General features: G+C 70.2%; 21 protein-coding genes. 3 read left to right on the top strand and 18 right to left on the bottom strand.

The features are described from left to right. Positions 1 to 11 precede the first annotated feature (11 nt). The 6 genes from K6U06_RS00980 to K6U06_RS00955 all read right to left on the bottom strand — a co-directional run bounded on the left by K6U06_RS00980 (position 12) and on the right by K6U06_RS00955 (position 11,695). Positions 12 to 4,379 (bottom strand): alpha-(1->3)-arabinofuranosyltransferase, encoded by a 4,368-nt coding sequence (locus K6U06_RS00980; RefSeq protein ID WP_262320014.1) that lies wholly within the window; start codon positions 4,377 to 4,379, stop codon positions 12 to 14. Positions 4,380 to 4,403: 24 nt separating this feature from the next. Continuing rightward, the gene (locus tag K6U06_RS00975) at positions 4,404 to 5,306 is read right to left on the bottom strand and encodes a hypothetical protein (RefSeq protein WP_262320013.1); all 903 of its coding nucleotides are present in this window, start codon (positions 5,304 to 5,306) and stop codon (positions 4,404 to 4,406) included. A gap of 15 nt (positions 5,307 to 5,321) precedes the next feature. Next, positions 5,322 to 6,878: an MFS transporter gene (locus K6U06_RS00970; RefSeq protein ID WP_262320012.1), complete on the bottom strand. Its 1,557-nt coding sequence runs from the start codon at positions 6,876 to 6,878 to the stop codon at positions 5,322 to 5,324. Positions 6,879 to 6,957: 79 nt separating this feature from the next. Further along, positions 6,958 to 8,619 (bottom strand): ATP-binding cassette domain-containing protein, encoded by a 1,662-nt coding sequence (locus tag K6U06_RS00965; protein ID WP_262320011.1) that lies wholly within the window; start codon positions 8,617 to 8,619, stop codon positions 6,958 to 6,960. Next, entirely contained in the window at positions 8,616 to 10,652 is a 2,037-nt protein-coding gene (locus K6U06_RS00960) for an ABC transporter permease (protein ID WP_262320010.1), read from the bottom strand. The genes K6U06_RS00965 and K6U06_RS00960 overlap by 4 nt, the downstream gene beginning before the upstream one ends. 113 nt (positions 10,653 to 10,765) lie before the next feature. Further along, entirely contained in the window at positions 10,766 to 11,695 is a 930-nt protein-coding gene (locus K6U06_RS00955) for an enoyl-CoA hydratase (RefSeq protein ID WP_262320009.1), read from the bottom strand. Between the two features lie 74 nt (positions 11,696 to 11,769). On the opposite strand from K6U06_RS00955, the gene K6U06_RS00950 reads away from it, so the two are divergent. Both K6U06_RS00950 and K6U06_RS00945 read left to right on the top strand, forming a co-directional pair. Continuing rightward, on the top strand, positions 11,770 to 12,465 hold the full coding sequence (locus tag K6U06_RS00950) for an SDR family oxidoreductase (protein ID WP_410050960.1): 696 nt from the start codon (positions 11,770 to 11,772) through the stop codon (positions 12,463 to 12,465). Positions 12,466 to 12,494: 29 nt separating this feature from the next. Next, positions 12,495 to 13,295, top strand: coding sequence for an SDR family oxidoreductase (locus K6U06_RS00945; RefSeq protein WP_410050959.1), 801 nt, complete (start codon positions 12,495 to 12,497; stop codon positions 13,293 to 13,295). 8 nt (positions 13,296 to 13,303) lie between these two features. On the opposite strand, the gene K6U06_RS00940 is transcribed toward K6U06_RS00945, so the two are convergent. The 12 genes from K6U06_RS00940 to K6U06_RS00885 all read right to left on the bottom strand — a co-directional run bounded on the left by K6U06_RS00940 (position 13,304) and on the right by K6U06_RS00885 (position 25,472). Next, a complete protein-coding gene (locus K6U06_RS00940; protein ID WP_410050942.1) occupies positions 13,304 to 14,521 on the bottom strand; it encodes a CaiB/BaiF CoA transferase family protein in 1,218 nt (405 codons plus the stop codon). A 118-nt stretch (positions 14,522 to 14,639) separates the two neighbouring features. Further along, positions 14,640 to 15,515, bottom strand: coding sequence for an acyl-CoA thioesterase domain-containing protein (locus tag K6U06_RS00935; protein ID WP_262320005.1), 876 nt, complete (start codon positions 15,513 to 15,515; stop codon positions 14,640 to 14,642). Further along, complete coding sequence (locus K6U06_RS00930) at positions 15,512 to 16,393, bottom strand: alpha/beta fold hydrolase (protein ID WP_262320004.1); 882 nt, start codon at positions 16,391 to 16,393, stop codon at positions 15,512 to 15,514. Before K6U06_RS00930 ends, K6U06_RS00935 begins: the two co-directional genes overlap by 4 nt. A gap of 7 nt (positions 16,394 to 16,400) precedes the next feature. Further along, complete coding sequence (locus K6U06_RS00925; RefSeq protein WP_262320003.1) at positions 16,401 to 17,570, bottom strand: amidohydrolase family protein; 1,170 nt, start codon at positions 17,568 to 17,570, stop codon at positions 16,401 to 16,403. Positions 17,571 to 17,574: 4 nt separating this feature from the next. Beyond that, positions 17,575 to 18,783, bottom strand: a complete 1,209-nt coding sequence (locus tag K6U06_RS00920; protein WP_262320002.1) for a cytochrome P450 — start codon at positions 18,781 to 18,783, stop codon at positions 17,575 to 17,577. Positions 18,784 to 18,788: 5 nt separating this feature from the next. After that, a complete protein-coding gene (locus K6U06_RS00915) occupies positions 18,789 to 20,234 on the bottom strand; it encodes an aldehyde dehydrogenase family protein (RefSeq protein WP_410050958.1) in 1,446 nt (481 codons plus the stop codon). A gap of 147 nt (positions 20,235 to 20,381) precedes the next feature. Then, positions 20,382 to 20,699: a DUF4286 family protein gene (locus K6U06_RS00910; RefSeq protein WP_262320000.1), complete on the bottom strand. Its 318-nt coding sequence runs from the start codon at positions 20,697 to 20,699 to the stop codon at positions 20,382 to 20,384. Beyond that, a complete protein-coding gene (locus K6U06_RS00905; RefSeq protein ID WP_262319999.1) occupies positions 20,699 to 21,901 on the bottom strand; it encodes an amidohydrolase family protein in 1,203 nt (400 codons plus the stop codon). The genes K6U06_RS00910 and K6U06_RS00905 overlap by 1 nt, the downstream gene beginning before the upstream one ends. A 57-nt stretch (positions 21,902 to 21,958) precedes the next feature. Then, entirely contained in the window at positions 21,959 to 22,807 is an 849-nt protein-coding gene (locus tag K6U06_RS00900) for a mycofactocin-coupled SDR family oxidoreductase (protein ID WP_262319998.1), read from the bottom strand. A gap of 54 nt (positions 22,808 to 22,861) precedes the next feature. Then, positions 22,862 to 24,211: a cytochrome P450 gene (locus K6U06_RS00895; RefSeq protein WP_262319997.1), complete on the bottom strand. Its 1,350-nt coding sequence runs from the start codon at positions 24,209 to 24,211 to the stop codon at positions 22,862 to 22,864. Between the two features lie 74 nt (positions 24,212 to 24,285). Further along, a complete protein-coding gene (locus K6U06_RS00890; protein ID WP_262319996.1) occupies positions 24,286 to 24,480 on the bottom strand; it encodes a ferredoxin in 195 nt (64 codons plus the stop codon). A gap of 125 nt (positions 24,481 to 24,605) precedes the next feature. Continuing rightward, complete coding sequence (locus tag K6U06_RS00885) at positions 24,606 to 25,472, bottom strand: MaoC/PaaZ C-terminal domain-containing protein (protein ID WP_262319995.1); 867 nt, start codon at positions 25,470 to 25,472, stop codon at positions 24,606 to 24,608. A gap of 38 nt (positions 25,473 to 25,510) precedes the next feature. Between K6U06_RS00885 and K6U06_RS00880 the strand changes: the two genes are divergently transcribed. After that, positions 25,511 to 26,023 carry a MaoC family dehydratase N-terminal domain-containing protein gene (locus K6U06_RS00880; RefSeq protein ID WP_262319994.1) on the top strand — a complete coding sequence of 171 codons (513 nt, stop codon included), beginning with the start codon at positions 25,511 to 25,513 and terminating at the stop codon, positions 26,021 to 26,023. The last annotated feature ends 2 nt before the right edge of the window (positions 26,024 to 26,025 follow it).

The following is a 26,025-nucleotide window of genomic DNA, read 5'->3' as shown; positions in this document are numbered from 1 at the left end:
CCTCCCGGCGGTCAGGGGGCGTCACCGTCGACCGGGGCGGGCGCGACCCGAGCGGCTCGCCGCCGGCGATCGAGCGCCCACCCGCCGGCACAGACGTCGGCGACGGCGAGCGACACCGCGACCCACGCCAGGTCGTTGGCCGCCGGGAAGGAGAGCGGCCAGTCGATGGTGGGCCAGTACCGCCAGCGGGCCTGCTCGACGACCATGTAGGCGCCCGTCGCGGCGAACGCGATGACCGCGCCGGCGCGCACCGCGACCCGCGCCGCTCGGACCCGCCCTCCCAGCGCGGCGGCCACGAGGAGGGCGCCGCCGATGGCGGGGCGGGACGTCGCGGCGATGACCCCCGAGACGAGAACGGTCGCCAGTTGCGGAGCAGCGCGCCGTTCCATGAGCGGCCGGCGACGGGCCGGGCGCTCCCGGCGCTTCCCGGATGGCAGCAGCCGGGTCCGGCGGACCCACGCCAGGGCTGATGGCGGTGCGATGGCCACACCCCCCGACACCGCCAGCGCGGCGGCGGACACGGCGATGGCCGCCCACACCAGTCGTTGCGGGCCCCACCGGAGGGTGATCACCGTGGAGGCGGCGGTGCCGCCCGGGAGGTACCACCCGTTGGCGTACCCGTCGACCAGCACCGGCGGTCCCAGGCTGCGGCCGTCCGGCAGCGTCGCCTGCCAGCCCGAGCTCAGACTCTGCCCGAGGACCAGCCACATCGGCCCGCGCGTCTTGGGGACCCGCACGGTGAGCGAGGTCCGGTCCTGGTGCAGCACTTGCACCGCGGGAGTCCGCAGGGCGCTGGCCGGCGCCGGGTTGGCCGAGGCCGCTCCGCCCGGCCCGGAGCTGAGCGAGAGGGTATCGACCGCCCATCCCGACGGTTCCGGCAGCGACGTGGTCACCGTGTGGGGCCCGGCCGACAGCCGTACGCCGCCGGCCGCCGCGCCGCAGCCGCGGATCGCCACGCCCTGACCGGCGAGAGCGGTCGCGCTCAACCCGGTGACCTCGACGGGGATCGGCGTGCCGTCCACCGCCAGCACGTCGGTGCGGCACTGGACCGGCACCTGCGTCGCCACGGCGGGCGCCCGCACAGGAAGGCCCAGCTCGGCTATCCCGACGGGCAGCTCGTCGGTCGTGCCGGCGAAGGTGGAGTAGTAGTCCGGCACCCGGACCTCCTTCACCGCGTCGATCGTGACGGTGACGCTGCTCCCCGCGATCGGGGCGAAGCGGACCTCCTCCGGCGACGTTGCGCCCTGCGGGCGGCCCTGCCCGACGGCCAGCGGGGGGAGGGTGACGGTGCGGGACTGCCCGCCGGCCTGGATCGTGACCCGGGTCGGCAGGGAGTGACGGCCGTCGTTGATCACCTGCATCGAGAGGTGGTCGAGGGTCACCGGCCCGCTCAGCTGGTAGTGGAGGCTGGCGCCTGCTTGAGGCCCGGTCTCGGGCACCCACGCGGTGGACGGGTTGCCGTCGACGGCGGCCATCGCCGTCGACGCCCGGTCACCGATCAGGCGCCCCGACGAGGACGCCTCGAGCACACCGACTGGCCCTCCGCCGCCGGGGGTCAAGACCCGGCCGGTGAGACCGTCGATCTGCTGGTCGGGGTCGGTGGTGGCGATCTCCGCGGTGCCGCCGACGCGAAAGGACCGGGCCGTCGGCAGGGTGAAGGTGCGGACGATGCGACGTTCGGGATCGGTGCGGGGCGGCTGCGGCGCCCGCCGCCGAGCCAGGAGGATGGTCAAGGGGTGCGACTGGGATGCGGCCCCCGCCCTCTTGAGGAGGTCGGTGGGCAACCGGAGCGCGCCGCGCACGGGCTGGGTGCCGGGGATGGAGATCTCCCTGAACCCGACCGGGCCGAGCCCGTCGAAGCGCTGGTGGGCGCCGCCGGTCGCCCCGTCGACGACTACGTCGACGCGTGCGGTCGTCGTCGTGGGGAAACGCACGACTTGCCCTGCCCCGTGCAGCGAGGCGGCGCCGAGCAGCGCGTGGGCGACGGGGTGGCCGCCGGCCTCGACGGTGACCGCAGTGATGTGGCGGGTGCCCAACGCCTGCAGGAGCGTCACGTGGTCGAGCGAGACGGGGTGGTCTAGGTCGACGCGGATGCGCTGACCGGCGACCGCGGAGTGAGCCCCGAAGGTCCATGCCGTGGCCCGGTCCCCGTCCAGCGCGTTGGCCGGGCGGTCCTCAGGCGTGTAGGTCACCGGGTTGCCGTACGCCGTAGCCCGCACGGCGCGCGCCCCGGTCAGCTGGGCCACGGTCTGGGCGTCGCTGCCGGCGCCGGGGAACACCGGGAGCGGGTAGTCGGAGGGATCCGTCGTGAGCGGCGGCGTCAGGGTCTCGGCCTCGCCGATGTTGTCGCTCAGCGTCCCCCACCGCTGACCGGCCCGGAGGTTGGTGTCGGTGAGCACTAGCTGCGCCCCGTCGGCCATGGCCTGGGCGAAGCGCTGCGGGTCGGTGTCGAGCGATCCGCTGTAGAGGACCGTCGCGTTGGTGGCGAGGAGGCCCGCCGCGGCGGCCTCGACCAGACCCGACCCGTCTCCCGCGACCAGCAGCGGGCTCGTCGCGGCCTCGGTGCGCACCAGCGGCCGGGCGCCGGGGACCCCGAACACCGCGAGCGCCGGCGGTTGGGCCGCACCGGCCGGCAGGGCGAGGCGCTCCTCGTTGTCGAGGGGGTAGCGGATCGGCGCGGCGGGGTTGGGGGCTCCGAAGCCCACCGGGGAGCTCAGCCCTGCCGGGGTCGGCTGCAGCCGCTGCCAGAGGACCTGGGGCAGCGGTGTCCCGTAGCGCTCGGACTGAAGGTCGGACTGCACGAGGATGTCACCGACGCTCATGAGCCGGGCGATCGGGGCGATGGACGCCGGGTCGAGCGACCCTTCCTGGAGCGGCTCGTCGAGCGCTCGCAGCAAGTCAGCGGCCGCCGGCGTCCCCGCCGGGACCACCTGCCGGGCCACGTAGGGGCGGGTCATCAGCCCCGGCGCCACCGGGTCTTGGGTGACGCCCCAGGAGTAGGCGGCGAAGTCCTCACCGGGCAGGCCGAGGACCCGGGTGGCGTCACCGCCCGCGTCGAGGTACGCCGCGGCCTGGTGCCAGTAGGCGGGCACCGACGACGGGCGCGCCAGGTTGTCGGCCACCAGCTGACCGGTCCAAAGCGGCGGGAGGTCAGCGGCGACCAGGCCGACGCACGCCGCGCCGACGAGCAGCCCCGGCGCCGACCCGTGGGACCGGGCCCAATCGGTGCCGGACCCGAGCAGCAACGCCAGCCCCAGCACGACCAGCGGCACCACCCGGTCCACCGAGCGGGTGGCCAGTGCCAGGGTGGAACCGCTGGCCGCGGACTTGATCGCCTGCCCGAACACCGACGGGTGGGCGTAGGGGTAGGCGCCGACCGCGACGACGGTGCCCAGCCCGACGAGCGCGATGGCGAAGGGACGGTACCGCCAGCGGCCGGCCCAGCCGAGCCCGACAGCCAACGTCGGCACCGAGAAGCTGACCGCGAGCAGCCACAGCGACTGGGTGTAGGGCACCGCGGCCTGCGTCCACGGTTGGACCTTGTCCCATCCGTAGAAGTACCAGTAGCCCAGCCCGCGTGCCACCTCCGCGGCCGACGACGTGTGGGCCACCGTGGCCACGGTTTCGGTGGTCTTGATGACGTTGATCCCGTAACGACCCTCGACGATCAGCCCGGCGATCCACCACAGGCTGACCAGGAGGCTGGCCCCGGCGATGCGCGCCGCGGTGTGCACGGCCCGGCGAGCGGATATCTCGCGGGTCCCCACAACGGCGAGGACCAGCCACGCGACGGGGCCCAACCCGACGAGGAAGATGGACGTGGCGTTGACGCCGCCGACGAACGCGACGATCCAGGCGAACACCGCTACCGGCTTCCATCGCCCGGTTCGGGCTGCGACGGCGGTCAGACCGATGAACCACCCGAGCGCCGACCACGGCATGACCAGCGCGGACGTCCGGGCGATGTAGTCGATGATGTAGGGGGTGAGCATGTACGCGAACCCGGCGACGGTCGCGCCGAGGAGACCGAGCCCGAGCCGCTGGGCGCACCACGCCGCTCCCCACCCGGCCGCCAGGAGCAGCGCGCCCATCCAGACCCGCTGACCGATCCACACCGGCACCCCGAGCCATTCGATCAGCGTGTAGTAGGGGCCCATCGGCCACAGGTAACCGATGTTTTGGTGGGTGACGGTCCCCAGGCCGGTGGAGGGATCCCACATCGACGCTGCTCCGACGGTGAGGCGGCCGGGATCGAGGTAGAGGTATTGCTTGGTGTCGGCGGCCACCTGCCCCGGCTTGGTCAAAAGGAGCGGCACGAACGCCGCCAGGGCCATGGCCGTGACCATCGAGACGCGCTGGGTGTCCGGTCGGCGCCTCACGGGGTGCCGAGCGTAACCGTCGGCTTAGGGCGGGCTGGGCGCAGGCCGCCTGCCGCCGAGTGCGGCCCGGTCGTCGGCGCCCACGCGGTGCAGCACCACCACCCCGGCGGCGAGCGCCACGTACCCGCACGCCAACGCGGCGCGGGCCGGCCCTTGGTGGGGCCACCGTTCGGCGAACACCACGGCTGCGCCGGCGACCGCCCAAGCGGAGGACAGGCCGTTGGTCGCCGGGACGAGGACCGAAACGGGTTGGCGTTGCAGCGCGACTTGGAACAGGACCAGTCCGGCCGCGGTCGCGGCGACGAACAACCACGGGTCGACGGTCACCAGCGACGCCCGGACGCCGGGGAACACGCCATGGGCGGACACCTGCACGGCGACGCCCTTCTCGGCGATAGCGCCGGTGCCGTAGCAAAGGGCGACGCAGACCACGCCGGCGGCCCGGCTGCGCGTCTCGCTGAACCCTCCTCGCATCCCGACGACGAGCGCCAAGGCGACAGCGACCATCACCGTCAGGGCCACCCCGTTCCCTGGCCGGCCCCCGCCGGCGTCGGCTTGGGCTGCGCCGAGCGCCACCGCGATAACCCCGACGGTGAGGGCACCGACCGCCGCTGCTTCCCGCCCGGCGACGCGCTCGCCGAGCATGAGTCGAGCGGCAGGGACGATGGCGACGGTTCCGCCGACGAGGATCGGCTGCACGACGGCGACCGGCGCCACGGTGAGCGCCACGAAGCGCAGCGCCAGCCCCGACAGCATCGCGGTCGCGCCAAGCAGCCATCGGCGTGAACCGATCAGCACCCTGGTCGCCCCGCGGTGGGCGGTGAGCGACGGCACCCGGCTGATCGCTCCCTTCTCGAGCAGGTAGCCGGCGTCGTAACACCCTGCCGACGCCAACGCCAGGCCGACACCGAGAAGCCCGCTGGTCATCGCTGCTTCCGGTCTCTACTGAGCCGGGCCGGAAACGGCGGAGGGCCTACCGGACCCGGGGAAGGTGAACGCCACCCCGAGCGCGGCGACCAACAAGAAGGCGACGCCGACCCCGAGGCTCAGGTCCAGGCCGTGGCGGAACGCGGCGTAGGCGGGCCGCTCGACGGTCGCGATTAGCGCCTGCAGCCGGGGGTCGGAGCCGTAGCCGGCGCTGGTCTGCCCGGTCGTCACCCCGGTGACGACCATCGAGCGGATGGCGGGGGGGATGTGCAGCGCCGTCAGGCGCCGCGTCAGGCTGACGGTCAGCTGGCCGTTGATGATCGCCCCGAGCACCGCGACGCCGGCCAACGCGCCCAGCTCCCGGCTGGTGTTGATGGTGGACGCGGCCCTCCCCGAGCGGCGTCCCGGCGCGGCGGCGATGGCTACCGACGTGACCGGGACGAACACCGTCCCGAGCCCGGCCCCGGCCAGGGCCAGGGTCCACCCGATGCGGGTCACGCCCGCCTGCGGAGTGAGGTTGATTTCCGTGGCCACGATGCCGATGGCGGCGACGACGCTGCCCACCACCGCGGGCAGCCGCGGCCCGCGCCGGGCGACCCACCGCCCGGTGAGCCCGGAGGTGAGCGTCATCGCCACCGTGAGGAGGGCGAAGTCGCCGGCCAGCGTGTAGCCGCTGGCCGTGCCGACCTCGGCCAGGTAGAGGGGCACGCAGAAAAACAGCCCGAAGGTGGCGAACGACGCGGCGACGGCCATCGCGTTGGCTCCGCCCACCGCCCGCTGGCGGAACTGCTGCAGGTCGAGGATCGGCTCCGCCGCGCCTCGTTCGCCAAGCACGAAGAGCGCACCCGCCGCCGCCGCACCGGCGAAGAGCGCGACCACCAGCCAGTGCCCGTACCCCGCCGACTCGCCGTCCACCGCCGCCCCGGTAGCCATGGCCAAGGCGGCGGGGCCGAGGACCAACGACGCGGTCTTCGGGCGCCCCCCGGTGGGATCGGCGTTTTCCGGCAGCCAGCGGTAGATCCCGGCCATTGCCGCCGCCGCCAGCACGACGTTGGCCACGAACACCCCTCGAAACGACCACACCGCCACCAACAGCTCGCCGAGGACCGGCCCGGCGGCGAGGGCCAGTCCGGTGACCGCGACCCACGCGCCGAGCGCGGTGGCCCGCTCGGCTGGGTCGGGGAAGAGGTGGCGGACCATGGACAGCGTCCCTGGCTCCGAGGCGGCGGCCCCGACGCCCATGATGACCCGGGCCGCGATGAGCACCCCGGCGGATGGGGCGAGCGCGCCGAGCAACGAGCCGGCAGCAAAAAGGGCGACGCCGCCTGCCATCACCCGGCGGCGACCCACCTGGTCACCGAGGAGGCCGAAGGGGAGCATCAGCGCGGCGAAGCTCAGCGCGTACCCGCCGATCACCCACTGCAGCGCGGTGACCCCTGCGTGCAGGCGGGTCTGCACGTCGGCCAGGGCGACCGAGACGATGGTGTTGTCGAGGAACGTGAGGAAGAGGACCAGCGACACCACCGCCAGCGCCGTCCTGGGCCGCTCGACCTTTCGTGCTCCGGTCGCCATCCGTCGACGAGGATAGTGTCCCCGCCGGCCTCGGCCGGTCGTCAGGGCGACCGGAGGCCCGACGACCTCCCGGGACCGGTCACGCGCCCGCGGTCATCGAGTCGCCGAGGTACCGGCGCAGCACCTCCTTGGCGGCGTTGGTCGCCGGCCCGCTCCACGAGACCTGCCCCCGCTGCATGACGATGCAGCGGTCGGCGAACCCGAGCGCCCGGTGGATGAACTGCTCGATCATGATCACGGTGACGCCCTCATCGCGCGCCCGGGCCAGGCCCTCGAACACCACGTCGACCATCATCGGAGCGAGGCCGAGGGACAGCTCGTCGGCGATGACTACCCGGGGCGAGGTCGCCAGCGCCCGGGCCAGCGACAGCATCTGCTGCTCGCCGCCCGACAGCAGCCCGGCCAGCTGGCGCCGGCGCTGACCGAGGATCGGGAAGATCGACATGGCCAGGTCCAAGGCGTCCCTGGCGGCCCGGCGATCCCCGGCGACCGCGGACGCCATCCGCAGGTTCTCCTGCACGGTGAGGCTACGGAAGATGCCTCGGCCCTCCGGCAGGTGCACGATTCCGGCCCGGCGGATCCGGTGCGCCGCCCATCCTGTGATGTCCTGCCCGTCGAGGGTGATGCTGCCATGCGACGCCGGCACCAGCCCGGACAGGGCCCGAGCCAGGGTGCTCTTCCCGGCTCCGTTGACGCCCAGCACGGCGAGGGCCTGGCCGTGGTGGACCGTCAACGACACGCATTGGAGCGCCAAGGCGTCCCCGTAGCGGACCGCGAGGTCCGTCACCTCGAGCAGCGCGCTGCCCTCTCCCGCGGCGGGGGTGGCGTCGGCTCCAACCCGGCTGGCCGCGGAGGCGGGCAGCTCCTCGGCGACGGGTGTGAGCGTCGGCTCGTTGCGGGAGGTGGCGGCGGTTACCTCGTCGCCGAGGTAGGCGGCGCGCACCGCCGGGTTGGCCCGGATCTCCTCGGGAGCGCCTTTGGCGATGACCGAGCCGAAGTCCAGGACGTAGATCGTGGCACAGAGCCTCATCACCATCTCGACGTCGTGCTCGACGAGCAGGACCGAGATGCCGCGGCTGCGAGCGACGTCGAGGAGCACCGCCTCGAACTGCTCCGTCTCCGACGAGTCCAGGCCGGAGGACGGCTCGTCGAGCAGGAGGATGCTCGGGGTGGTCGCCAGCGCCCGGCCCAACTCGACGAGACGAGCGGACCCTAGGGGCAGGCCGAGAGCCGGCCGGTCGGCGATGCCCTCCATCCCGAGCAGGCGCACTAGCCCGTCGATCTCGGCGGTCTCGGCCGGGTCAGCGCCCCGCAGGCTCCCGAAGCTGAGCAGGTCGGTCCAGACCCGGCGTTTGGCGTGACGGGCCCGATGGGCGAGGACCAGGTGGTCGCGCACCGTCAGGCCCGTGAACAGCTCGGGGTGCTGGAACGTGCGGGCCAGTCCGCGCATCGACCGGGCCTGGGGACGATCGTCGGTGACGTCGTCGAGGCCGAGGTGGACGCTCCCCGCGCTGGGCCGCAGCAGCCCCGAGAGCACCCCGAACAGCGTGCTCTTGCCGGCCCCGTTAGGGCCGACCAGCCCGACGATCGTCCCGGGAGGCACGGCTAGGTCGACGTTGTCGAGGGCCACCAGGCCCCCGAAGCGCACGGTGACGCCGCTGCACTCGAGGGACCCGCCGCCCGCAGCCGCGCCGTTGGGGCGACCCTGTCCCGTCGCCGGCGGTGAGGTGGTGTCGGTCACGGTAACGCCTTCGTGGTCACAGTCGAGTTGGTCGGGTGGTACAAGCTCTCCGCTCCGGGATGCTCAACGACGACCGCCGGGCCGGCCGGCTGGCCGGCCTGACCGGCACCCCCGCGGGGACGGGGCCGTCTCCTCGACAGGAGAGCGCGGATCTGAGCGGCGTTCTGGGCGACCGCTCCCTCCGGGTTGCGGGCGACGCTGATCGCCCCGAGTCCGAACAAGATCGACGGCACCTCAGCCCACCGCGTGGGCAGATAGGTAGAAAATACGCCTGGGAGCAGCGAGAACGACAGCCCGGCGAGGGCAGCCCCGATGATCGACCGGGCGCCCAGGGTGACGACCACGGCCAGCCATATCAGGCCGAGGAAGGTGGCGTATGACTGCGGTTGGGCGACGCCTGCGTCCATGGCCAGGAACCCGCCGCCCACCGCGGCGACGAACGCCGCCAGCGCGCCGGTGATCACCTTCACCTGCAGCACGCTGAGGCCGATGGTCCGGGACGCCGATTCGCTGTCGCGGACCGCCCGCAGCGCCATCCCGCTCGTGGAGCGCCGCAGATTGACGATCAGGAGGGCCAATACCAAGAACACCCCGATGCCGAGGTAGGAGAAAGTCATGTCGCTGGTCGCGAAGCTCGGCCGGTTTACAGGCACCCCCACCCCGCCCTGCAGGAACCGGCTCATGGTGAACACCAGGGTCTCGACCAGCAACCCGAACGTGAGGGTGACCAGCGCCACGTACAGATCGCCGAGGCGGATGGTGAGCACGCCGATGATCGCCCCGGCCGCTGCGGCTACCACCCCGGCGAGCACCACCGCGACGAGCACCGGCACGTGCAGCTCGACGACGAATTGAGCCGTCGCCAGCGCACCGACCCCAGCGAAGATGATCTGCGACAGCCACAGCATGCCCCCCTCTCCGGTGACCAGCGTGAAGGTCAGGAAGGTGATGGCGTAAGACACGCCGAGGGCGACCAGCCCCAGCCAGTAGCCGGACCCGTGGAAGAGGAGTGGCAGCAAAGCGAGGAGGGCGACGAACACCACGCCGGTCACCGCGCCTTGCCGGCCGCCCACCGCCGCCCGCGCCGCGCCGCCCCCATCCGCGTTGGCCGGCCGGATCGCCGCGTCGAGGGGACCTCCCTCGTCGCCGCTCTCCCGGAGGGAGCCGGAGCGGACCAGGTAGATGATCAGGAACACCAGGATGAACCCGAACGGGATGCTCGGGATGATCGCCGCGGTGAAGGAGCTGTTCGCGGGCAGGTACTTCTGGATGACGTCGGTGACCACCCCCATGGCCAGGGAGACGGCGATCGCCCCGGGCAGCGAACGGAGCCGGGCCGCCACCACCGCGGCGAACGCCGCGGCCATCAGCTCCGTCATGCCCGTCGTGGTCAACCCGTTGGTCGGCGCGACCAGGATCCCGGCGACCCCGGCGAGCATGGCGCTCATCGCCCACACACCGAGGGCGACCCGGCTCGGGTTGCTCCCCGACAGGGAAGCCATCGCTTCGGAGTCGACCATCGCCCGCACCCGCAAGCCGACGTCGGTGAACCTCAAGATCCCGGTGCCGGCGACGAGGACGAACAGGAGGAAGCCGTAGGTGATGACCTGGTTGGTGGTGACCGGCGTCCCGAGGAAGTGGTACGGCGGGTCCGACAGCGACGCCAGCCCCGGCGCCGAGGTGATGGTCTGGGTACCAAAGACCAGGTCGGTCACGGGCGGAAGGGCCACCGACAAGCCGATGGTCGCCACCATCTTCACCAGGGTGGACTTGCCGCTTAGGAACCGGAACAACAGGAAGTACAAGAGGATGCCCACCAGCGGAGCGACCACGAGCAGCGACACTGCGCCGGCCACGTCGGTGGGCCATCCCTGCTGCGAGTTGAGCCAGTAGTAGATCCGGGCGATGACGTAGGCCATCGAGCCGAACGCAAAGTTGAGGATGCCGGCCGAGACGAACGTGACGACGAGGCTCGAAGACGCAATGGCGTAGATCGCCCCGAGGGCCAAGCCCGACAGGATGTATTGCAGCACTAGCTCCCCCGACCTCGCACTTCAGTACGGCCCGGGACGCTACTGGTCATTGACAGTGATGTCAATGTTCAAATTGACCGGATCGCCTGGGTCGGCCCACGCCGTTCCCGGTGTCAGGTCTGCGGGTGAGGAGCCTCCACCTCGTCCTTCAGGGCTGGGAGCACCGGAGGTGCGCTGCGCCAATCCGGGATGCCGTCTTCGGGCAGGGCGACGGGATACCCGTTTTCGTGAACCTGGGCCCAGTGCGAGTGGTTCAGCTCGTGGAGGGTGAAACACGAGTTCAAGGCGTTGTAGAAGCCCATGCTGTCCACCGTCTGGTTCACCGACTCCTTGATTAGCAAGGCGGCGAAGGTGGGGGTGGCAGCGATCCGCTTGGCCCAAGCGATGGTGCGCTCCGCGAGCTCCTCTCGGGGGAAGATCTTCGAGACCATCCCGAGGCGGTGCGCCTCCTCGACGTCGAGGGAGTCCCCGGTCAGCAGCAGCTCCTTGGCCTTTCTGGGGCCAAACTCCCAGGGGTGGCCGAAGTACTCGACCCCGCACATGCCGAGGCGGGTCCCCACCACGTCAGCGAAGACCGTGTCGTCGGACGCGACGATCAAATCGCAGGCCCACATGATCATCAACCCGGCGGAGAACACTGGTCCGTGCACCGAGGCGATGGTGATCTTGCGAAGGTTCCGCCAGCGGCGGGTGTTATCGAAGAAGTAGTGCCACTCCTGCAGCATCAGCCGCTCCGCACCCTCCCGCGTCCCGCCGTTGATGGTCCAGGTGCGGTGCTGGTTGGGTCCAGGGGCTGACTCCTCCCGTGCGTCCGCCGACCCCATGTCGTGCCCGGAGGAAAACATCGTCCCGGCTCCCGCCAGGATGACCACCCGGACGGCGTCGTCTTCCTCTGCCCGGCGGAACGCATCGTCCAGCTCGACGAGGAGTCCCCGGTTCTGGGCGTTGCGCTGCTTGGGCCGGTTCAGCGTGATACGAGCGATCACTCCCCCCTCGAGCAACTCGTACTCGATGAACCTGTAGCTGTCCGTCGCGGTGTCCACTCCGAGCCTCCCCTGGCGCTGATCTCACCTTCTGCGGACGGTATCAGACCGCCGGATCCTTGACTTTGACGTCGATTCACGCCAGGCCACAGGATCTGGAGGCGGCCGGCCAGCGAGTGTTCGCCCGGCAGGCAGAGGTGCGCGACCGGGAGTCGCTGCGCAACGCTTTGGAAGCGGGCCTCCGGGAGCTGGGCCATCTCGATGTCGTCGTCGCCATCGCCGGCATCTGCCCGATGGGGACAGGCAACCCGATGGACTTCGTTGACGCGACAGATGTGGACCTCATCGGCGTCATGAACACGGTGCCCGTTGCAATCCCCCACCTCCCCGACGGGGCGTCGGTCGTCATCACCGGGTCCACCGCAGGGCTGATGGAAGGGGCTACCGACACCGGGACGATGGGCTGGGGCGGCATGGGCTACTCGTGGGCGAAGAAGACCCTTGTCGGCTACACCGAGAAGATGGCACTGGTGCTGGCCCCGAAGAAGATCCGGGTCAATGCCGTACACCCCACCAACTGCAACACCCACCTCCTCCACAACGACGAGGTGTACAAGGTGTTCCGGCCCGACCTCGACAACCCCACCGAGGAGGACGTGATGCCGGCCTTCACCTACTTCCAGGCCATGCCGGTCCCCTACGTCGAGCCGCTCGACATCTCCAACGCGGTGCTGTACATCGCGTCCGAGGAGTCTCGATACGTCACCGGCCAGCAGCTGCGCGTCGACGCCGGATCGCTGCTGCGGTGGCCCAACGGGCCCCAGGCCTGAAGGTGACGACGCCCAGCACCAACCGCGGCATGCGCATAATCGTCGTCGGTGCGTCGACCGGCCTTGGGCGGTGCCTGGGTATCGGTCTTAGCAGGCGCGGCGCCCAGGTCGCGCTGCTGGCCCGCCGCCGGGAGCTGCTGAGCGACGCGGCAACCGAGGCAGGGCCGAGCGCCCGGGCGATCACGTGTGACGTCACCGACCAGGACGCCTGCCGCGACGCGGTGGAGGAGGCGGCCCAGCATCTCGGCGGCGTCGACGGGGTCGTCTACTGCCCCGGAGTGGGCGTCCTCAGCCGGATCGAGCACCTCGACGCGGCCGCCTGGCGGCGGACCTTCGACACCAACGTGGTCGGCGCTTCCCTATTCACAGCGGCCGTCCTCCCCCACCTCGCCGCCTCCAACGGCACCGCGGTGTACCTCTCCAGCATCAGCGCGTCTTTCACCCATCCCTGGCCGGGCCTGGCCTCCTACACCGTGACCAAAGCGGCCATGGACAAGCTGGTCGAGGCGTGGCGCGTCGAGCACCCAGAGGTCGGTTTCACACGTCTGGTCGTCGGCGACTGCGCCGGCGGCGAGGGCATCGCCAGCTCCCAGTTCATGACCGGGTGGGACATGGATCTGCTTGGGGAGCTGTTCCCGACGTGGATGAGCCGCGGCCTGCTCAGCGGCACGGTCTTCGACCAAGAGGAGCTGGTCCATGTCGTCGAGTCCGTCCTGCGCTGCGGCGCCAGCGCCGCGATACCGACGGTCACCATGATCCCCCGGCAGTCACCGGCCGCGACGTCCATCACCGACTTGGACCCGCCCTCCGCCGCGCTGCTCGACAGCTGACCGGGCGGTCAGGCCACGACCCCTTTTACCTTCAAGTCGACGATCGTGTCCCAGTCGAGGCCGACCGAGGCGAGGATCTCGTCACCGTGCTCGTTGAACTCGGGGGCCCTCCCCGCCTTGGCCGGCTGCCCTCCAAACTGCACCGGCGCGGCGACCAACTTGAACGTGGAGCCGCTGGCGGTCTGGCAGTCCTGCATGTACCCGTTGGCTACCGACTGACGATCGGCGGCCGCCTCGAGGGTGTCTTGCACCACGGTCCACTGGCCCACGAAACCGTCGAGCTGCTCCCTCCACTCCGCGACGGGACGCTCTGCGAAGGTGTCGCGCAAGATGGCCGCCGCTTCGGCGCTGTTGGCCATGAGCGCGCCGTGGTCAGCGAAGCGGCGGTCGGAACCCAGCTCCGGCTTGCCGATGGCCTCGCACAGCGGCATCCAGTACCGGCCGGCCTGCAGGCAGCAAAGCGAGATCCACCGCCCGTCCTTGGTCATGTAGTTGGCCACCAGGGGGTTGGCTTTGGGCATGTCGGTCGGAGGGGGCGTGAACGGCCTGTCGAGGAGCAGCGAAAGCGCGATCCCCTGCCCCATGGCCCACATGCCCGAGGCCAGGAGGGAAACGTCGACCGTGGTCGCCTCGCCGGTGTTGAGACGGTGGAACAGCGCTCCCATGATCCCGCCGGCGATGGTCATCGCTCCGATCGAGTCGCCGTAGCCGGGTCCGGGAGGGCCAGCCACATGCCCGTACTCCGGCCGGGTCATGGCCACCGCCGTACCGGATCGGCACCAAAACGCCAGCGAGTCGTACGACCCCTTGTCCGCGTCCGGTCCCCGCTCCCCCTGGCCGGTACCGCTCACGTAGATGATGTTCGGGTTGTGGCGACGGATCTCTTCCAGGCCTATCTTCAGGCTCTGACGAACAGCCGGGAGCTTGTTGGTGAGGAACACATCGGCGGTCTCCGCCAGCTTGTAGAGGATCTCGAGCCCCTCGGCGGACTTGAGATCGAGCCCTAGGCTCTTCTTCCCCCGGTTGGAGTGCTCCAACAGGGCGTGGATGTCGCCGGTGATCGGCATGGTCCCGGACGCAGCCAAGCCCCTCATGGCGTCGCCCCGCTCGACGTGCTCGATCTTTATGACCTCGGCACCCCAATCAGCCAGCAGGGCGGAAGACGCGGGTACGAAGGTGTGCTCGGCGACCTCGAGGATGCGGACGCCGTTCATCACTGCAGTCAAAGGAATGCCTCCTGGTCGGTGAACCGACGCTTCGTCGGTTCACAGCGTAGATCGACGTCGACGTCGAAATACGATGCGGTGCGGTTCGACACGGGCCGGGCGATCGGCGGCGCGTCATTCAGGTGAGGGTGACCGTCGCCATCGACAGGACCCGACCCCCATCGCCGGCGTCTAGGACCTCGACGCTGAGCACCCGGTGGTCCACCCCGGCGCGGACCACCTCCACCCTGGTGTGGGCCGGCCCGACCTTCACCTGGGCCAGGAAGTGCATTTGCAAGTCGAGCGTCTGCCGACCCGGCTGGGCTCGCTCCGCGGCCAGGGCCGCCAGCATGAACTGCGCCCCACCGAGGATCGTCCCGATGGAGTTGGTCAGGTAGGGGCGGCGCTGCAGCTGCAGCCGGCCGCTGCCGGCGTCGATCACCTCGACGCCCATCCGCTGCCCGACCGTCGCGGGGGACGCCACCGCCGGCATCCGCCGGACCTCTCCGATCCACTGCCGCGGGTCGTAGCCGTCCATGCCGGGCGCAGCCGAGCGGGGGATCCGGGCGAAGGTGATCAGGCTCTTGGCCAGGGCGGTCAGGGACGCCGCTTCGTCCAGGGCGCCCAGGACCGCCTCGACGTCGCTCAACCCTCGGCAGTCGTAGCCGGCGGCTGAGACGGTTACCACCTTCGATCCGGCGCGGGCCAGGCGGCAGTCGACGACGATGGGCCCCTCGACGGCGATGCCCGTCGAGTGCACCGAGAGGTCCTGCGTCGTGATCCATCCCGGACGGCTGGCGATCATCGCCGGGTGCGACGCCCCGACATCGACCATCGTCGCGACCGCCCCGAGCAGCGCCGCCCCACCGCGCCGGAGCTCCTCGGTGGCGGGAGCCATCACGAGGCAGCGCTGCTCGGACACCAGCAGCTCGGTGATGTCGAGATCGGAGACGAAGTTGTCGGTCGGAACCGGACCAGGCCCGGCGTCGGTGACGGCGTCGGCCCGCCCGGTCACGGCTCGTCTATGAAGTCGAGCATCACCTGGGCACCTTGCACCCAGAAGCCGAAGAGGGCCCCGGTCCCGGCGTTGCGCGCCTCGGAGGACCGCTCCCATGCGTCCTCCGGCCACGGCGGCTCGACCAGGCGCGACCCGCGGATGAGGCTGTGCACCTCCCGGGAGGTGCGCGGCGGGTGGTCGAAGTCGCGCTCGCCGCCCCGCACGATCAGGGTCGGGACGTCGATCTCGGCGAACTCCCAGTCCGCCACCCCGGGGATGGCCTCGTTGGGTTTGGGGATGTAGGCATCGAGCCAGCGGTTCATCACCCGCTCGAACTCCTCGCTGCCGATGGCCAGGAGACGGTCGCGGTTCGCGGGGTTGGCGGCGATCATGTCGGCGAAGCCGCCGGCGGGCCCCGACAGCTCGAGTATGCCCTCGATCCCCTTGGCCCGCACCGTCCGCAGCTCGTTCAGCACGTAGACGCCGGCCAGTGACATCGTGCTGTACGTACCGCCGACGATGGCCCACACCACGAGCTTGCGGACCATCTCGGGCCACATCATGGTGAACACGATCGAGTCCCTGGCCCCTCCCGAACCGCCGGCGGCCACGACCCGGTCGATGCCCAGCTGGCGGAGCAGCAACCCGAGGATCTCGGCGCGCATGTGCGACTCTGACTTGCCGAACACCTGCACCTCGGAGCGTCCGCAGTTCGGGCGGTCCCAAAGCAGCACCCGCTTGCCGCCCGCCGCCAGAGCGTCGGCTAGCTCGTGCACGCCGCCGACGTCCTTGCTGAACCGGCCTCCGGGCGTGACGACGACCACCTCGCCGTCCTCGGGCCCGACGAACTCGTAGACGACCTTGCCGCCTTTTACCTCGATGACATCTTCGGACATCGGATCCTCAGAGCCGGTAGAGGGTCCGGGCGTTCTCGCCCATGATCTTGGCCCGAACGGCCGGTTCGAGCGTCGACATCTTGGCCTCGACGCCCTGCAGCGGGTCGGGGTACAGGCACGTCGGATGCGGGAAGTCGGTCTCGAAGAGGATGCGGTCCTCACCGACGGCTTCGACCAGGTCGGGCAGCCGGTTGCGGTTGTTCTCGAACCAGAACGTCGCGTACAGGTTCGAGCGGAAGTACTCCGACGGAGGCTTGCGAAGCTTGGCCAGCTCGTCGGGGGCGTTCTCGAACATCTCGTAGTCGAGCGTCTCTAGGATGAAGGGGATCCATCCGACGCCGCTCTCCACCGAGACGCACTGCAGATCGGGATGGCGGTCGAAGATCCCCGCCAAGATCAAGTTGGTGACCACCCGGGCGTTGCCGATGAACAGCAGCGACCCGCCGATCGCCAGCTTGGTGCCGTCCGCCTGCGACGGCCAGAAGTACTTGCCGTAGAAGGTCATGCCGGTGATGCTGGCGCCGATGTGGAAGTGGACCGGGAGGCGCAGCTCCGCGCAGGCGGCCCAGAACGGGTCCCACGCCGGGCTGGCCAGGTCGGGGGCGCCAAGGTCCTGGGGATCGGAGGTCATGTTGACCCCCCGGGCCCCCATCGCCCCCACCCGGCGGGCCTCGGCGACGCACAGGTCGACGTCCCATGCCGGCATCAGCGGCATCGGCAGCAGGCGGTTGGCTGACTGCTCTTGGATCTCGGCCATCCCGTCGTTGTAGATCTCCACGGAGATCCGGCACAGGTCCTGGTCGGCGACCTTGCCGAGGTCCTGACCGCCGAGCCCGATGGTGCTCGGGAAGATGACCTGGGCGTTGATGCCGAACTCGTCGAGCACCCCGATGCGAGCCTTCGGGTCGGACGCGCCAGCATGGGCGTCCTCGACCTGCCACACCATGAGGGAGTCGACGGCCTTGGCCTTCTTGCCGTCGGCGCCGATCACCGCCCCGGCGCCGGCCTGGCCGATGGCCACGCCGTCCATCACCCACATCCGCTGGCCGTCCACGACCTCGTGGTGGGGTACCCGGTCCTTCAACGCGGCAGGCGCCAGGCGGGTGAACAGGTCGGCCGGCTCGGACCAGTGCGAGTCGGCGTCGACCACGAACAGATCGGACAGTGTTGTACTCATGACTTCATTTCCCCCCTGCGATATGGACCGGTAGTCGCTCCCAGCCCCGGACCGTGGAGGTTCGGGCCTGCTGAGCGTTGTCGTAGTCGACCTCCCAGTCCGGGAACCGGCTTAGGACCTCATCGAGCGCGACGCGTCCCTCGAGGCGGGCCAGCGACGCGCCAAGGCAGAAGTGCAGCCCGTACCCGAAGCTCAGGTGGTGACCGATCTTGCGGTGGATGTCGAAGCGGTCGGCGTCAGGGAAGCGCCGCTCGTCGCGGTTGGCCGACCCGTTCAGCAGGACCATGATCGACCCCTCCGGCACCGGAGTGCCGTAGTGCTCGACGCCGGCGGCCACGTAGCGGGCCTGGACGGGGGAGGGCGCCTCGTAGCGCAGGATCTCCTCGATGGCGTTGGGGATGAGACTGCGATCGGCGGCGATCTCCCGGCGCTGGTCGGGGTGCTCGGCGAGCGTCTTGCCGGTCCAGCCGATGAGTCTGGTGGTGGTCTCGTTGCCGGCGGCGGCCAGGAGACCGACGTAGGTCAGCACCTCGTCGCGCCGGAGGCGGCGGCGGGTGCCGGTCTCGTCGTCGAACTCGACGGTGAGCAACTCGGTCATCAGATCGTCGGAGGGGTGCTCGGCGCGCCAGTCGATGTAGTCCTCGAACATCTCGTTTTGCGCGGCACCGCTGTCGTAGTTGTCGGTGACGTTGCCGGTCGTGCCCTCCTCCAAGCGGAGGCTGGCATCGACGCGGTCCCTGATCGCCTCCTGGTCCGACTCGGGTATGCCGAGGAGGTAGCCGATGGTCCGCATCGGCATGTACGCCCCCAGGTCCCGGATGAAGTCGAAGCTTCCCGATCCCACCAGGGGGTCGAGGGTGCGGGCGCAGAACTCCCGCACCTTGGGCTCGATGGCCGCCATCTTCTTAGGGGTGAAGACCCGGGCGAGGAGGCTGCGGTGCACGTCGTGCACCGGCGGGTCCTCGAAGAGGATCAGGCCCGCCGGGAGCTCGAGGTTGGCCCGGATCAGCTCGAGCACCGATCCCCGACCGGAGATGTAGGTCTTCCAGTCCTGGATCGCCCGCTCGACATCGTCGAAGCGGCTGAGGGCGTAGAAGTCGTGCTCCGGGTTGTAGTAGAGCGGCGCCTCGTCGCGCATCCGCTTCCACACCGGGTACGGGTCGGCGTCGATCTGGAAGTCGTAGGGGTCGTAGTAGACCTCGGTCGCGGTCATCGCAGTCAGCCGACCGGCCAGGCGACGGACTTGACCTCTAGGTACTGGTCGAAGCCCTGGAGCCCGTTTTGGCGCCCGATACCGCTGTGCTTGTAACCGCCGAAGGGGACGTCCGGTCCGTAGGGAGCGCCGCCGTTGACCGACACGCCGCCGGTGCGGATCCTCCGGGCGACCGCCATCGAGCGCTCCAGGGTGGCCGAGAACACGCCGCCGGACAGGCCGTATTTGCTGTCGTTGGCGATGCGCACCGCGTCGTTGTCGTCCTCGAAGGGGATGACTACCAGCACCGGGCCGAAGATCTCCTCCTGGGCGATGGTCATCGAGTTGTCGACGTCCACGAAGAGGGTCGGCTCGAGGAACCATCCCTTCGGGAGGTGCGAGGGGCGGCCGCCGCCGAGAGCCAGGGTGGCGCCCTCCTCCACCCCCTTTTGGATGTAGCCCTCCACCCTGGCCCGCTGCTTGGCCGAGATGAGCGGGCCCATCATCACGTCGGGGCGGCTCGGGTCGCCGTAGGGCACGTTTGCGAAGGCGCCCTTCAACAGCTCGACGCCCTCGTCGTAGCGGGAGCGGGGCAGGAGCATCCTGGTCTGGATGGCGCAGCCCTGCCCGGCATGGAAGCACACCCCGAGACCGGACAGGATCGCCGCGGGCAGGTCGGCGTCGTCGAGGACAATCGTCGCGGACTTGCCTCCGAGCTCGAGGAAGACCCGCTTCATGGTCGCCGCGCCCTTCTCCATGATGCGCTGGCCGACGACGGTCGAGCCGGTGAAGGAGATCAGGTCGACTTTGGGCGAGAGGGTCAGCTCCTCCCCGACGAGGTGGTCCGAGGAGGTCACCACGTTGAGCACGCCGGGCGGTATGTCGGTCGCCTCTGCGGCCAGCCGCCCGATTCGGGTGGCGTTCCACGGCGTGTCGGGGGCCGGCTTGAGGACCATGGTGTTGCCCGTCGCCAGCACCTGGCCGAGCTTCTGCATGGTTACCTCGAAGGGGAAGTTCCACGGCACGATGGCGCCGACGACACCGACGGGCTCCTTGATGATCCGGCGGGCCTGGATTCCGCCCATCAACCCCGGCGCGTCGGGGAGGGCGGTCTCCCAGCCGAACTCCTCGATCAGCTTGGCCGGGTAGCTCAGCGCATCTTGGAGCGGGGCGTCGAGGCCGGGCCCGTGGGTCGCCATCCGCGGCAAGCCGACCTCGGCGATGAGCTCCTCGCGCAGCTCCTCCCGCTCGCCCTCCAGCGCAGCCTGGAGCTGCTCCAAGCACCGCTTGCGCAGCGCCCGGTTGGTGGACCAGTCGGTGTCGTCGAACGCGGCCCGGGCCGCGTCGATGGCCCGGTGCATCTCGGCGTTGCCGGCGTCGGCCACCTGCCCGATGACCTCCTCGGTCGTCGGGTTGACGTTGTCGAAGGTCTTGCCGGAGTCGGCGTGGACCAGCTCCCCGCCGATCAACATCCGCGGCTCGTGATTGTCGCTCACGTGTCTTCCTCCCCCGGGGGTGTCGCCCCCAACTGCCAGACAGGCACTCGTGGTGCCCGCAAAGCTGATTTTGATGTCAACAATACAACATGGCGCGAGCGGCCACGAGCGGGCGCTCCTGGGCTAGTCGAGCAGCTCGAAGATCTTCACGACAGGCGGCGGGTCGAGGCGCAACGCTTTCGGCGGCGAAAGACGTCCGTCGGCGGAGCGCTGCGCCATCTCCACCAGCGGCGCTCCCAGGTCGTCCGCCTCGAGGTCGTAGACGGCCAGGTAGGTCGGCACGTCGCCCTCAGTTCCGTGCAACCGGTAGCGGCGGGCGCCGGTCACGCCGGGGATGGCGCAGATCTCCCCTATGTGGGTGCCGTCGTACCACTCGTTGTACTCGCGGTCACGGTCGGCGCCTTCCGGGCTGGACTCCACCACCAAGATCCCCTTGGGCATCAGACCGCCGTACCGATCTTGACCACCTCGGCCAGGTTGCCTCCCATGACCTTGGCGATGTCCTCCCTCGGCAGCCCTTCGAGCTCGTCGACGTAGTCGACCGGGTTGACCATCCCCTCGGGGTGGGGGTAGTCGGAACCGAACACCACCCGGTCGGCACCGAGCAGCTTGATCAGGCCGCGGGGGTCTTCCTCGTGGAACGGGTGGATCCAGATGTTGCGCTGGAGGACCGTCATCGGGTCCTCGTCGTAGAGGTGGGGGTTCTTGTCGTAGGAGGTGCGCAGCGACTCCACCAGGGGGCGGACCCAGCCCGAGCCGTTCTCGACGGGCAGGATGCGCAGGCCGGGGAACCGGCTGAGGAGCCCGTGGCCGATCAGCGACGAGACGGTGTCGAAGATCCCGCGACCCTGGAGGTGCATGATGTCCATGAACGCGCTGGGCTGTGCGAACGGCAGGTGCTCGCCGCTGCCGCGTCCCTCCCAGGTGTTGTAGTACCGGGTCAGCCCGTCGTCGGATGCGTGCATGCCGACCGCGAGGTCGAACTCGTGCACCTTGGCCCAGAACGGGTCGAACTCGGGCAGGGCGAATGACCGGACCCGCTCATAGCCGGGCACCGGCGCGGGCCGGATGAGCACCACCTTGGCGCCTCGCTCGGCCACCCACTCCAACTCGCGGATGGCTTCGCCCACGATCGGCAGGGTGATCACCGGCGTCGGGAAGATCCGATCCTTGAAGTTGAAGGTCCACTGCTCGAGCATCCACTGGTTGAGGGCGTGCACGACCACGTGGCTGGCTTGGGGGTCGTCGCGCAGGCGCTCCTCCAGCAAGCTGGCCAGGGTCGGCCACATCAAGGCCCGGTCGAGACCCAGCTCGTCCATCAGCGCCAGGCGGGGCTCTGGCGCGAAGAACGCGTCAGGCGAGCGCATGGGCTCGCCCATGATCTCCCGACGCGACTTCCCCTCCTTGTTGCCCGACTTGAAGTACTCCTCCTGCGCCCCGGGCCGGGCGACGACGGAGAAGGTCGGGTTGGGGATGTAGTCGGAGATGACGTTGCGGACCGCGATCTTGTCACGGCCCTCGACCTTCACGTACTTGATCAGGCCCTTGTAGCCGGCGGGCAGGAACTTGGTGAATGCGTCGGTCGACTCGTACATGTGGTTGTCCGCGTCGAAGATCGGGAAGTCGACAGCAGTTCTAGGCATCTGCGCCTCCGCAGGGTGGCTGATCGGGTGGGGCGTCGCGTCGCATAGCCGCCTGGCTCACATCGGGGGCTTTTTGAGCATCGCCCCGGCGTCGAGGCGGATGTTCATCCCGGTCAGGTACCGCGACTCGTCACTGGCGAGGAACAGGACCAAAGCGCTGACGTCTCCGGGGTCGATGTAGGGGATCGGCATGGCCTGCATGTAGGGGAGGGCGACCATGGCGTCCTCCCTCGTCGGGTGTTCCAGGTCCGGACGGAACGCCCGGTAGACGTCCTCGTTGTGCAGGAGGTCGGTATCGCAGTTGGTCGGGTGGATGGCGTTGGCCCGGATCATGTGCGGCGCCAGCAGCAGGGCGATCGACTCCAGGTACTGGAAGACGGTGCGCTTGGCGAACATGTACCCGTGGCCACCGGATGCTCCGATGTTCTCCGTCGTCCCGTTCATCAGGCCCGCGGTGGAGCCGGTAATGATGATCGAGGCGCCGCTTTGGAGGTGGGGGACGGTCGCCGCCACGGTGTTCATCGCCCCGATGAGGTCCACGTCGGTCGCGTCGATGAACCCCGACAGCGGTGTGCTGTCGAGCGAGGGGCAGATACCGGCGTTGGCGCACACGACGTCCAACCGGCCGAAGGCCTCCAACCCCCGGGCCACGACGTCGACCAGCTCTTCCCGGTGCCGGACGTCGGCTTTGCTGGCCAGGATGGACCCGCCGACCGCCTCGACCTCCTTCACGGTCTGCTGCAGGTCCTCCTCGGATGCCAGCGGGTAGTTCATCGTGGCGATCGGCTCGCAGATGTCGACGGCGATGATCGACGCCCCCTCCGACGCCAGCCGGATGGCGTGGGACCGGCCCTGCCCGCGGGCCGCTCCGGTGATGAATGCGACCTTGCCCTCAACCCTGCCCATCGTTGATCCTCCTTGTGAGTGCTGCTGTCGTGGCCGGCTGTGCTGCCCGGCTGGTCATTGCTGGCGTGTCCCGGCGGAGGCTCGGGTGACCGGAGCGGCCATCTGCTGCTCGTCGATCCGCTCCTGCCACCAGGCGAGGGTCTCGTCGAAACCGGCGCCGAGGCGGGGGCCGGGCGTGAACGTCGCCGGCAGGTGCTTCATGCCGTTGATGACACCGATGGTGTCGTAGTGCACCGACCCGGCCGGGTCGCAGACGTAGTCAGGCATCCGCTGGAGGACGCCGGTGACCATCGTCTTGAACGTCGCGCGTGCCACGTTGGACCCGATGCAGCGGTGTAGGCCGAGCCCGAAGCTGGTGTGGCGGTTGGCGCCACGGTCGAGGCATACCGCGTCGGGGTCGGGGAAAACGGAAGGATCCCGGTTGGCCATCGCCCACGACAGCCACAACCGGTCGCCCTCCTGCAACTGGCGCCCGGACAGCTCGTAGTCGGCGGCTACGGTCCGACCGTCGCCGGGAGCGGGGGTGTAGAAGCGGAGGAACTCCTCGGTGGCGCTGTCGAGCAGGCCTCCCAGGTCGTTGCGCAGCCGGTCCCGCTCGCCGGGGTGCTCGCTCAGCCACTCGAGGCTGTGCGCGGTCAGGGCGGTGGTGGTGTCGAACCCGCCGCCGATGAGCAGCATCAACGTGTCGCGGATGTCGGCGTCGGACAGCGGCTGCCCGCACACGCGCCCCTGGATGAGGGCGTCGACCATGCCGGGGCGAGGGTGGGCCCTGAGGGCCATGATCGATTCGGTCATCCGCATTCCCATGGCCATGCCGAGCTGCCCGACCCGCACGATGTCGGGCGAGTCCGGCGGCGTGTACACCCCGGCGTGAGCCGGCTCGCAGTAGATCTCCCAGTCGGTGAGCGGCAGCCCCATCAACGCCAGGGTCAGCACCGCCGGGACGATGTTGGCCAGGTCGTCGACGAAGTCGATGCTGCCCTCCTCGATCCGGGCGTCGAGGGCGGCGCGGGTGAGGTCCTCGGCCATCGGCTTCCAGCGGGCGACCGCGGCCGGGGACAGGTAGGGGTCGAGGATCCGGCGGTAGTCCTGCTGCTCGGGCGGGTCCATCTCCAAGAACCCGCCGCGGGTCTTCTGGCCGCTGTCGGGTCGGGGAATCGAGATGCCCCGGTAAGGGCTGGTCTCGTCCTCGAGGTCGTGGTGGTTGGAAAGCAGCGTCCGGTTGCGGGCGATCTCGAAGACTTCTTTGTACCCGCTCGCCACCCAGTGCCCGCCGTAGGTGTCGGACCACGCGATCGGGCACTTGCCGTGAAGCTCGTGGGTGGTGCTCTCGAACTCGTGGATGTAGCCGGGAGCGTGACGGTCGAAGTGGACCGGTGCATCCTTGTCGCCCTCGATGGCCAATGTGTCCTCCCCTGGTGCGCGTCTGGTGTAGCGGCCGGCGTCGCGGGCCGGCCGGGTGAGCGGCTGGCGGTTCCTCAGCCGGTGATGACGATCGCCTGCTCGGGGCAGGTGCTGGCGGCGGCCTTCACGGCGTCCTCCAGGTGCGGCGGGACGTCGCCCGCGACCGCCTGGGCGTGCCCGTCAAAGTCGCTCAACTCGAAGATGTCGGGCGCCGCCATGGCGCACAGGGTGTGACCCTGGCACTTGGTCTCGTCGACGTGAACTCTCACCTGAATCTCCTGCACCAGAGGTGGACCGAAGCCGGATGTCAGGGTCGGCGCGACGCTCCCGGATACCGGAACCGCCCCTGTCCCCCGGGTCGGCAAGCTACCACGACCTGACGTCGACGTCAAACTCATAGCCCGGGCAGGCGCAGCTCGAAGCGGCCGTGCTTGAGGACCGTCGTCCCCGCCTGCACCGCCTCGAAGCCGTGCACGCCGCTCGCTGCCGGGCCTCCGAGGTGCCACGCGTTGACGGTCAGTTCGCCGGCTGGGTGGGTCGGGGCCGAGAAGCGGACCGCCAGTCGTCGGACCCGGGTCGGGTCGCCGCCGGCCAGCGAGTCGACCAGGGCGCCGGCGGCCATGCTGAACGTGCACATCCCCTGGAGGATCTTGCGGGGGAACCCCTCAGCCCTGGCTTGGTCGTCGTCGATGGCGTGGGTGGCCCGGTCGCCGGTGGCCCCGCCGTAGCGGAACGCCTGGTCCCGGTCTACTCGCAAGGTGGCGGTCGTCGATGGGGGCGTCGAGCGGACCTCCTCCGGGAGCTCGTGGTCCGGGAGCGGAGCCCCGATCTCGGCGGGGACCGTGCCGCCGCGGTAGTAGGTCGTCCAGAGGTGCTCCACCAAGAGGTCGCCCGCGTCGTCGGAGATCCGGGCGCTGACGGTCACCAGCACCCCACCTTTGCTCCGCAGGGCGCTTCGACCCGACACCAGCCACCGGCAGTGCGTCCCGGGCACGACCGGCTCGAGGTACGAGACGTCGTGCTGGCCGTGGACCGACAGGGACCAGTCGCTCACCCCCGCCGCCGCGGCCAGGCCGCCGTGCACTTGGTGGTAGTCCGCCAGCACCAGGCCAGTCGTGAACAGCAGCGGGGTCGCGGTCCCTTCCTGGTAGCGGACGTTCGAGTCGTTGACGGCGGCGGCGAAGGCCGCGACCGCGTCGGGGTCCACCAGCCCCCGCCCGCTGCGCCCTCCTTCCATCGGCGAGAACATTCTTGACTCCATGTAGAAATTGTAGGTGACCCGCGTTACGATGCCGCTGCTTGACACTCATAACCGCTCAGATGCGCGCCGCGATCGGGACCACGGTCTCGGAGCGGACCTCGTTCCCGATCGACCCTTCCGACATCAGGCGGTGGGCCATCGCGGTCTACTGGCCCGACCCTCCCCCCTCCGCGTTCGTCGACGAGGAGGCGGCTCGAGCGTCGCCGCACCGCGGCCTGGTCGCGCCCGAGGAGTTCAATCCCTTCGCTTGGCTGGCCGCCCGCGAGGGGGGCGCCCTCGACCGGGCCGGCGGTGCCGACGTCAACCGGCTGGAACGGGCCCTCGGCATCCCCGGCCCCGATCTGTCCTTCCAGTTAAACGGCGGCCTGGAGGCCGCCTACAAGGAGCGGATGCGGCCGGGTGACGTGATCACCTCCACGACCACGCTGGCCGACTACCAAGAGCGCGCCGGGCGTCTCGGCCCCATGCTGTTCACCACCACCGAGGATCACTGGGTCAACCAGGCCGCCGCCACGGTCAAGCGCGCCCGCATGACCCTGATCCGCTACTGAAC

Source organism: Acidiferrimicrobium sp. IK (assembly GCF_025499425.1).
GTDB lineage: Bacteria > Actinomycetota > Acidimicrobiia > Acidimicrobiales > Palsa-688 > Acidiferrimicrobium.
Note: the sequence above shows the minus strand (reverse complement) of the source record. Positions and strands in the feature narration are given on the sequence as shown.

Coding starts and splice junctions, on each gene's coding strand:
- K6U06_RS00945 (WP_410050959.1), top strand. CDS start 12,495: ATGCGCATAATCGTCGTCGGTGCGTCGACCGGCCTTGGGCGGTGCCTG.
- K6U06_RS00930 (WP_262320004.1), bottom strand. CDS start 16,393: ATGTCCGAAGATGTCATCGAGGTAAAAGGCGGCAAGGTCGTCTACGAG.
- K6U06_RS00885 (WP_262319995.1), bottom strand. CDS start 25,472: ATGGAGTCAAGAATGTTCTCGCCGATGGAAGGAGGGCGCAGCGGGCGG.
- K6U06_RS00975 (WP_262320013.1), bottom strand. CDS start 5,306: ATGACCAGCGGGCTTCTCGGTGTCGGCCTGGCGTTGGCGTCGGCAGGG.
- K6U06_RS00925 (WP_262320003.1), bottom strand. CDS start 17,570: ATGAGTACAACACTGTCCGATCTGTTCGTGGTCGACGCCGACTCGCAC.
- K6U06_RS00920 (WP_262320002.1), bottom strand. CDS start 18,783: ATGACCGCGACCGAGGTCTACTACGACCCCTACGACTTCCAGATCGAC.
- K6U06_RS00915 (WP_410050958.1), bottom strand. CDS start 20,234: ATGTTGATCGGCGGGGAGCTGGTCCACGCCGACTCCGGCAAGACCTTC.
- K6U06_RS00900 (WP_262319998.1), bottom strand. CDS start 22,807: ATGGGCAGGGTTGAGGGCAAGGTCGCATTCATCACCGGAGCGGCCCGC.
- K6U06_RS00905 (WP_262319999.1), bottom strand. CDS start 21,901: ATGCCTAGAACTGCTGTCGACTTCCCGATCTTCGACGCGGACAACCAC.
- K6U06_RS00910 (WP_262320000.1), bottom strand. CDS start 20,699: ATGCCCAAGGGGATCTTGGTGGTGGAGTCCAGCCCGGAAGGCGCCGAC.
- K6U06_RS00970 (WP_262320012.1), bottom strand. CDS start 6,878: ATGGCGACCGGAGCACGAAAGGTCGAGCGGCCCAGGACGGCGCTGGCG.